The organism is Arthrobacter bambusae (assembly GCF_022606295.1).
In the GTDB taxonomy this organism is placed as follows: Bacteria; Actinomycetota; Actinomycetes; order Actinomycetales; family Micrococcaceae; genus Arthrobacter; species Arthrobacter bambusae_A.
In genome coordinates this window covers 240,820-248,422 of sequence record NZ_JAHHZS010000002.1, presented here as the reverse complement: position 1 = coordinate 248,422, position 7,603 = coordinate 240,820, and the positions used below count along the sequence as shown (strand labels likewise).

General features: G+C 63.8%; 5 protein-coding genes. 3 read left to right on the top strand and 2 right to left on the bottom strand.

What is annotated here, in order from left to right; genetic code table 11:
• Positions 1-114 precede the first annotated feature (114 nt).
• The gene (locus KNN17_RS02555) at positions 115-3,081 is read right to left on the bottom strand and encodes a S8 family serine peptidase (protein ID WP_241707359.1); all 2,967 of its coding nucleotides are present in this window, start codon (positions 3,079-3,081) and stop codon (positions 115-117) included.
• A gap of 662 nt (positions 3,082-3,743) precedes the next feature.
• On the bottom strand, positions 3,744-3,929 hold the full coding sequence (locus KNN17_RS02550; RefSeq protein WP_078106759.1) for a hypothetical protein: 186 nt from the start codon (positions 3,927-3,929) through the stop codon (positions 3,744-3,746).
• Positions 3,930-4,257: 328 nt separating this feature from the next.
• On the opposite strand from KNN17_RS02550, the gene purS reads away from it, so the two are divergent.
• The 3 genes from purS to purL are packed head-to-tail and all read left to right on the top strand — an operon-like array spanning position 4,258 to position 7,581.
• Positions 4,258-4,509 carry a phosphoribosylformylglycinamidine synthase subunit PurS gene (purS, locus tag KNN17_RS02545; RefSeq protein ID WP_028265707.1) on the top strand — a complete coding sequence of 84 codons (252 nt, stop codon included), beginning with the start codon at positions 4,258-4,260 and terminating at the stop codon, positions 4,507-4,509.
• Between the two features lies 1 nt (position 4,510).
• Positions 4,511-5,266 (top strand): phosphoribosylformylglycinamidine synthase subunit PurQ, encoded by a 756-nt coding sequence (gene purQ, locus KNN17_RS02540; RefSeq protein WP_078106760.1) that lies wholly within the window; start codon positions 4,511-4,513, stop codon positions 5,264-5,266.
• Positions 5,263-7,581, top strand: coding sequence for a phosphoribosylformylglycinamidine synthase subunit PurL (gene purL, locus KNN17_RS02535; protein WP_078106761.1), 2,319 nt, complete (start codon positions 5,263-5,265; stop codon positions 7,579-7,581). The genes purQ and purL overlap by 4 nt, the downstream gene beginning before the upstream one ends.
• Positions 7,582-7,603 lie beyond the last annotated feature (22 nt).

Below are 7,603 nucleotides of genomic sequence, written 5' to 3'. Positions count from 1 at the left end.
GTCCACGAATTTTGCCCTATACGTGAGCGCGCGTCCGTGGGAAGACAAGAAAGCGGCCGGCGGGATATCCCGCCGGCCGCTGCCTTGTTTATCTGTCAGACCGTCAATGCCGCACTACAGCGCGTTGTTTGACTGGTCGTCCCCTTCGTTCTGGAGTTTGCCCTTGCCGTGCTGGCCTTCTTTGTCATCATTCGGCACCACGGACACGGTGCCGTTTGCCGAGACGAGGACCGACACAAAGGTCGGCGAGCTGGTGCCGGCAAATGTGAGTCGACCGATGTAGGAGCCCGGTGTGAGCTTGCTCCACGCGAAGGTGAGCTTCCCGGATTTGCCGTTCTTCATCTTGATCGGGTTGGGCGTGACCGTGGCGTTGCCTTGGTTTGCGCCCAGGATCGCGGCATCAACACTGGCCTTGGTGGGCCGGTTGTTGGGGCTGGCATACAAGTTCGCGATGATCGTGTATGTTCCGGGCTCCGGGTTGTCGAGCGAGAGGGACTCACTGGCACTCGGTGTCGCTGCCGTGAACAACTGACCCGAGGGCGACAGAACATACAGATCGAAATCCGCCGTGGGATCCGAGGAGATCACCGAGAACTTCGCGAACGCCGTTCCGGCGGGAACCGTGGCGGACTTGACGAAGTTCGAGGCATCGTTCGCCACATTCACTGGACCGGGAACCAATTCCGCCGGCGAGGAGTCGGCCTTGGAGAGGCCGTCAACGGTCACGGCCGTCGGAGAGTCGGAACCGGAGACGATGTTGATGTCCGCGGATCCGCTCGCCTGCTGGGACGTGAAGGCCACGCTCTTGGAAGCCAGCACCGACTGCGGACGAACCGCGATCGGCGAGACCACCGACTTGTTGGCGCCTTCCCATTTCAACGATCCCATCGCGAAGGTACCCAGTGCCGCGCTCTTGTTCTCGAACGTCACCTTGAAGGTCTTCTTCTGGCCGACCTCATTGAAGTTCAGCACGGACGGAGTGACCTTGACGTCAACACCGGGCACATTGACCGTGGCCCGGTACAGTCCCGGAGTCAGGGCCGTGACGGTGCGGGTGACCTCGATCTTGCCCGCGAGGTTGCCCAGGGCGAACGATGGAAGGTTCATGTCGCGCGGCAAGGTAGAGCCGAGTCCCGGCATGCCGAGATCCACGCCGGTACCCTGGATGAACTTCAGGTAGTCCTCGGTTCCGGCATCGTAGACCAGCCCCGGTTCCAGCACGCTGGCAGGGTTCATCTCTCCGGCGCCGGTGGCGAAGACGTCCGTGTTCTTGGTTCCGTCGGCCAGCTTGACGTCACTCGCCGTGGTCATCATGGCCGACTTGACCGTCGCCGGTGACCAATCGGGGTTCTTCGCCATGATCAAGGCTCCGAAACCTGCGATGTGCGGGGAGGCCATGGACGTCCCGGACATGAATCCGTACTCATCGCCGTTGCTGCCGATGGGCGAAACTCCGGCCAGCACGGCAACGCCGGGAGCCGAAACGTCCGGCTTGAGCAGATCCGAATCGGTGGCGAGGAGCGGGCCGCGGGAGGAGAAGCCGGCGATCTGCGGCTGAGCCTCGAGCGGAAGCCCGGTGGTGTCGTGGTCAACCAGGGAAACAGTAATCGCGGGGTTGGCGGCGACCTTGTCCTTGATGGCCTGCGAGTCCGGCGGGTTCACGTGGACTGTGGGCACTGCGTGCTTGTCCGTGTCCAGCGACGAGGTGGTGAGGTTGACGAGGATCATGCCCACACCCCCACCGCGGAGGACCTCGGCGCTCTTGGCGACGCGGTCAACCACGCCGCGGTCACACACCACTACCTTGCCGACGATTTTCGCAGGGTCCAGGGACCCGGGCGCACAGAGCGCCGCGTTGCCGGTACCTGAGGCGGCGTTTGCGGCGAGCACGACGCCGGCCCCGCTCACCTGGTGGTTCATGATGCTGGCTCCGCGGTACTTGCTGCCGTCGGAGAATTCGACGGTTCCCTGGAGCGCCTGGGAGAACGAAGTAGCCGCAACGGTGGTCATCCAGGGTGCGCCGTGGTTGACGGTGCTGGCCTGGGGTCCCGAGTTTCCGGCAGACGCGGCCACAAAAATGCCGGCGGACGCAGCCGAGAGGAACGCCAGCGAGACCGGGTCGGTGGTGGTGTCAGTGGCACCGGAAATGGAGTAATTCAGGACGTCCACGCCGTCGGCAATAGCCTGGTCAATGGCCGCGATGGCCGCGGAACTGTAGCAGCCACCCGAATTGGGGTCGGTGTCTTCCCAGCAGACCTTGTAGATCGAGAGCTTGGCAGCTGGTGCCACGCCGCTCGTCTTGCCGAAGCTGCGGCCATCCACGAACGTTTCCACCCCGGAGTTTCCTGCCGCGGTGCTGGCCGTGTGCGTACCGTGGCTCGCGACGTCGATGGGTGAGATCTGTTCCTGGGGTGCCCGTTGGGCCGGCGGAACGGACTGCAGGAAGGCATCTGCGAAGTAGTGGGCGCTGAGGACCTTGGAATTGCACGCGGTGCCGTCGAAGGCCGCTCCAGTGTCGGTGCCCTTCTGGCACTCGCCCACAAACGTGTCTCCGTTGGCCTTCAGCATGGCGATCTTGCCGTCACTGGTGCGGTACGGGACGCCTACCTGGGGGTTTCCGACCAACGGCTGGACGGGATCGCCGGCGAAGAACTTGCTTGTGGGCGTGTAGCCGGTGTCGATGACGCCCACCACAGTGCCCTTTCCGGCCTGGTCCTGGCCGCCGAACTGGGTGTTCCAGAGCCCGTTCGGACCGCTGAGGTTGAGGAAATCGGTGGTGGAGTAGTCAGGAGCTGACTGGGTGTCCGGGGCCACGAGGAGAACTTCGGGGTTCTTCGCGAGATTGACGGCCTGGTTCGCGGTCAGGGTGGCGCTGAAGCCGTTGATAGCTGTGGTGTAGTCGCGGTTGATGCTCACGCTCTGCTGCTTGGCCACGTCCTGCTGCTTCTGCTGCAAGTGGGCCTGGTACTGCTTCACTTCGGCCTTGCTTACATCCAGTTTCTTTCCCGCTTGCGGCTTGGTGGGCACATAGCCGGGCGTTCCGCCGTCGTACGTGGCCGCTGGCTTCTCTGCCAGCACCACTACGTAGCGTCCATCATGATAAGACTTGGGGTCGACATTCCGGGCAACCCCCGCACCCGTTGATCCGAAGACCGTTGAACCGGAAGCGGGCGCAGCTTGAGCGGGTGTCAAAGCCACCGAGGAGAGCAGAACCGGTAATCCGACGGCTAGTGCCGCAGCTTTTCGAAGCCCCCCGCTTCCAATGAAGCTCTTTCCTTGTGAATTCACGAGTGATTGCACCTTTCCGGGCGATCGTGGCGGTCATGTCAAGATCAATCAACTACGGACGGACACTGATTGACAGTTCTTGTAATCAGGTAAAGCCCAGCCGATTCATAGAGTACAGAGCGATAGCTGAATATTACATAGGACACATTTCACGTTTTTTGTCATGTCATTCGGCATCAGAATACATCCGCACGCAGGAGCGGGCACGCCCCCTTCGGGAGGGACGTGCCCGCTGTGCGGATATTCAGATATTAAGACGAAGGCGGACTGAAAAGAGCCTTAAGCGTGTTGGTACGTCAAGCAATCAGCCGCTTCGGCGCCGGGGCCGGTCCGGGCATTGCGGGCTTCGCACATGCAATTCCAAGCACCTCCCGAATACGCGCCTTCAACCCGGCTGATTAGCGCATTTGCGCGCGCCCTATTGCGCTCCACCGGGCCTCAGCGCGCAAGCCGCCCTAAGAATGGGTCCCCCTCAACGCATCGCTGATTTTGGCCCTTGCCGAGGCATCCGGCGGGACGGAAATGCGGTTTTCCCGGGCAGCCCGGTCTGCCATGATCCTTTGGAAAACCATCCTCCCCAGGCCGGCAAAAACAGCGGCAAGGACCACGGGCAAAACCATCGACTTAGCGTTCTCGGCCATGCCGCAATCCTAGTGACGCAAACCACCCCCGGCCAGAGCCGCCGTCGGGCAGTGAAAACGCCCGACTACGGCGGGCTGCCGCCGCGGATTGGCGCGTACCTTTTGCCTGGTTGCCACCTCTTCACCGATCTCCCGCAAATAGGGTATGTAGCGATGTGGCCGGTAGAATGGGCATGCAAGCTCGCGGAGCGCGCCCCTTATTCCGTAAGACACTGCCCCTGACATTGTTGCCGAACACTGTTTGGGCGCAGTCCCGGCGTGAGACGGCACCACTCCGCGGCAGCCTTTAACCAAGGTTTAACCAACGCTCACGCACAGGAGTTACCGGATGCCCCGGATCGTCGTCGACGTCATGCCCAAGCCCGAGATTCTGGACCCTCAGGGGAAGGCCATCGTGGGCGCACTGCCCCGCCTCGGCTTCACCAGCTTTAGCGCAGTCCGCCAGGGCAAGCGCTTCGAACTGACCGTCGATGGCGAGGTGACCGATGCCATCCTCGCCCAGGCCCGCGAGGCAGCCGAGACCCTGCTGTCCAACCCGGTGATCGAAGACGTCGTCAACGTCGAGGTCGTCGAGGCCTGACATGACTGAACTTCCTTTGATCGGCGGAGCCCCTGTGGCCGTCGAACCCCGTTTGGTCGGGGCCAAGATCGGCGTCGTCACCTTCCCCGGCACCCTTGACGACCGCGACGCCGCCCGTGCGGTCCGTCTCGCAGGCGGCACCGCCGTCGCGCTGTGGCATGCCGACACGCACCTGGCCGACGTGGACGCCGTCGTCATCCCTGGCGGTTTCTCCTACGGCGACTACCTGCGCGCCGGCGCGATTTCGCGCTTCGCTCCGCTGATGTCCCGCATCATCGACGCTGCCAACAGCGACGCCAAGCTGCCTGTCCTGGGTATTTGCAACGGTTTCCAGATCCTGACCGAGTCGCACCTGCTCCCGGGTTCCATGATCAAGAACGACCACTTGAAGTTCTTGTGCCGCGACCAGGTGCTGCGCGTGGAGAACAACAACACCCTGTGGACCTCGGACTATGAGGCCGGCGAGGAAATCACGGTTCCGCTGAAGAACCAGGATGGCCAGTACATCGCTGACGACAAGACCCTGGACGCCCTCGAGGCCGAAGGCCGCGTCGTGTTCCGCTATGTCGGCTGGAACCCGAACGGTTCACGCCGCGACATCGCCGGCATCAGCAACGCCGCCGGCAACGTGGTGGGCCTCATGCCGCACCCGGAGCACGCGGTGGAACCCGGATTCGGTCCGGAATCCAATGCCGGCACGGATGGCTTGGGCTTCTTCACGTCCGTCCTGAACAAGATCGTGGGAGGCGCACAGTGACTACCTCAGCTGAAACCGTCGGCAAGAAGTTCAACATCGACACAGTCGAGAACGCGGCCAAGACGCCGGACACCGAGCTTCCCTGGGCCGAGCTCGGCCTGAAGCAAAACGAGTTCGACGAGGTCGTCAAGGTCCTGGGCCGTCGCCCCACCGGCGCCGAACTCGCGATGTACTCCGTCATGTGGAGCGAGCACTGCTCGTACAAATCCTCGAAGAACCACCTGCGCCAGTTCGGCGAAAAGGTGACCGAGGAGATGAAGAAGGACATGCTCGTGGGCATCGGCGAAAACGCCGGCGTCACCAATCTGGGCGACGGCTGGGCCGTGACGTTCAAGATCGAGTCCCACAACTCGCCGTCGTTCGTGGAGCCCTACCAGGGCGCCGCAACCGGCATCGGCGGCATTGTCCGCGACATCATATCCATGGGCGCCCGCCCGGTTGCCGTGATGGATCCGCTGCGTTTCGGCGCCATCGACCACCCGGACACCGCCCGTGTCATGCATGGTGCCGTTGCCGGCATCGGCGGCTACGGCAACTCGCTTGGCCTGCCGAACATCGGCGGCGAAATGGTGTTCGACTCCGTGTACCAGGGCAACCCGCTGGTCAATGCGCTGGCAGTCGGCGTCATGCGTCACGAAGACATCCGCCTGGCCAACGCCTCCGGCAAGGGCAACAAGGTGGTCCTGTTCGGTGCGCGCACCGGCGGCGACGGCATTGGCGGCGCCTCGGTGCTGGCCTCGGAGTCCTTCGACGACACCAAGCCTTCCAAGCGCCCGGCCGTCCAGGTAGGCGACCCTTTCGCTGAAAAGGTGCTCATCGAGTGCTGCCTGGAGCTCTTCAAGGGCTCGCTGGTTGAGGGTATCCAGGACCTCGGCGCGGCCGGTATCTCCTGCGCCACGTCCGAGCTCGCTTCCAACGGCGACGGCGGCATGCAGGTTGAGCTGACCTCGGTGCTGCTCCGCGACCCCACCCTGACCCCGGGCGAAATCCTGATGTCCGAGTCGCAGGAACGCATGATGGCCGTTGTCACGCCCGAGAACATCGCCGCGTTCGAAGCGGTCATGGACAAGTGGGCTGTGGAGTACTCCTGGTTGGGCGAGGTGACCGACACCGGACGCCTCATCATTACGTGGGAAGGCGAAGTCATTGTCGACGTCGACCCGCGCACCGTTGCCCACGACGGTCCGGTCTATGACCGCCCGTTTGCCCGCCCTTCTTGGCAGGATTCCGTGCAGGCCGATACCTTCACGGGCTCCGTGCAGGACGCCGGCCGCCCCTCTACCTCCGGGGAACTGGCTGCGGCCGTCACCGAGCTCATTGCTTCGCCGAATATGTGCAGCAAGGCCTGGATCACCAAGCAGTACGACCGCTACGTCGGCGGCAACACCGCCATGGCGTTCCCGGACGACGCCGGAGTGGTCCGCGTGGACGAGGAAACCGGCCTTGGCGTGGCCCTGGCCACCGACGCCAACGGCCGCTACACCTACCTCGACCCGTACCACGGTGCACAGCTGGCACTAGCCGAGGCGTACCGCAACGTCGCCACTTCCGGCGCCGTACCGATGGCCGTCAGCGACTGCCTGAACTTCGGTTCCCCTGAGGATCCGGACGTCATGTGGCAGCTGGCCGAGTCCATCCGTGGCCTGTCCGACGCGTGCATGGAGCTGGGCGTCCCGGTCACCGGCGGCAACGTCTCGCTCTACAACCAGACCGGTACCGTGCCCATCCACCCCTCCCCCGTGGTTGCAGTGCTGGGCAAGCTCGACGACGTCGCCCGCCGCACGCCGTCAGGTTGGAAGGAAGACGGCCAGGCCATCTACCTGCTGGGCACCACGGCCGCGGAACTGGACGGTTCGGAATGGTCCAACCTGCGCGGACACCTCGGCGGCTTGCCGCCTAAGGTTGACCTTTCCATCGAGCGCCAGCTCGGCGAGATCCTCATCAACGCTTCGCGCGACGGCATGATCGACGCCGCGCACGACCTCTCCGAGGGTGGCCTTGCCGCGGCGCTGGTGGAGTCCGCGTTGCGCTACGGCGTCGGCGCCCGGATTGCGCTGGACGAACTCATGGAGCGCGACGGCGTGGACCTGTTCACCGCGTTGTTCTCCGAGTCCCAAGGCCGGGCCATCGTGTCCGTTCCCCGCTCCGAGGAAATCCGTTTCAAGGACATGTGCACCGCCCGCGGCTTCGCCCACCTCCGGATCGGCGTCGTCGACGCTGCCGGCGGCAAGCTGGAGATCAACGGCGTGGACGAGCTCTCCTTGGACGCTCTCAACGAAGCCCACGAGGCCACGCTGCCGAAGTACTTCGGCTAACGCCCCGGCCTCACCTTCGATT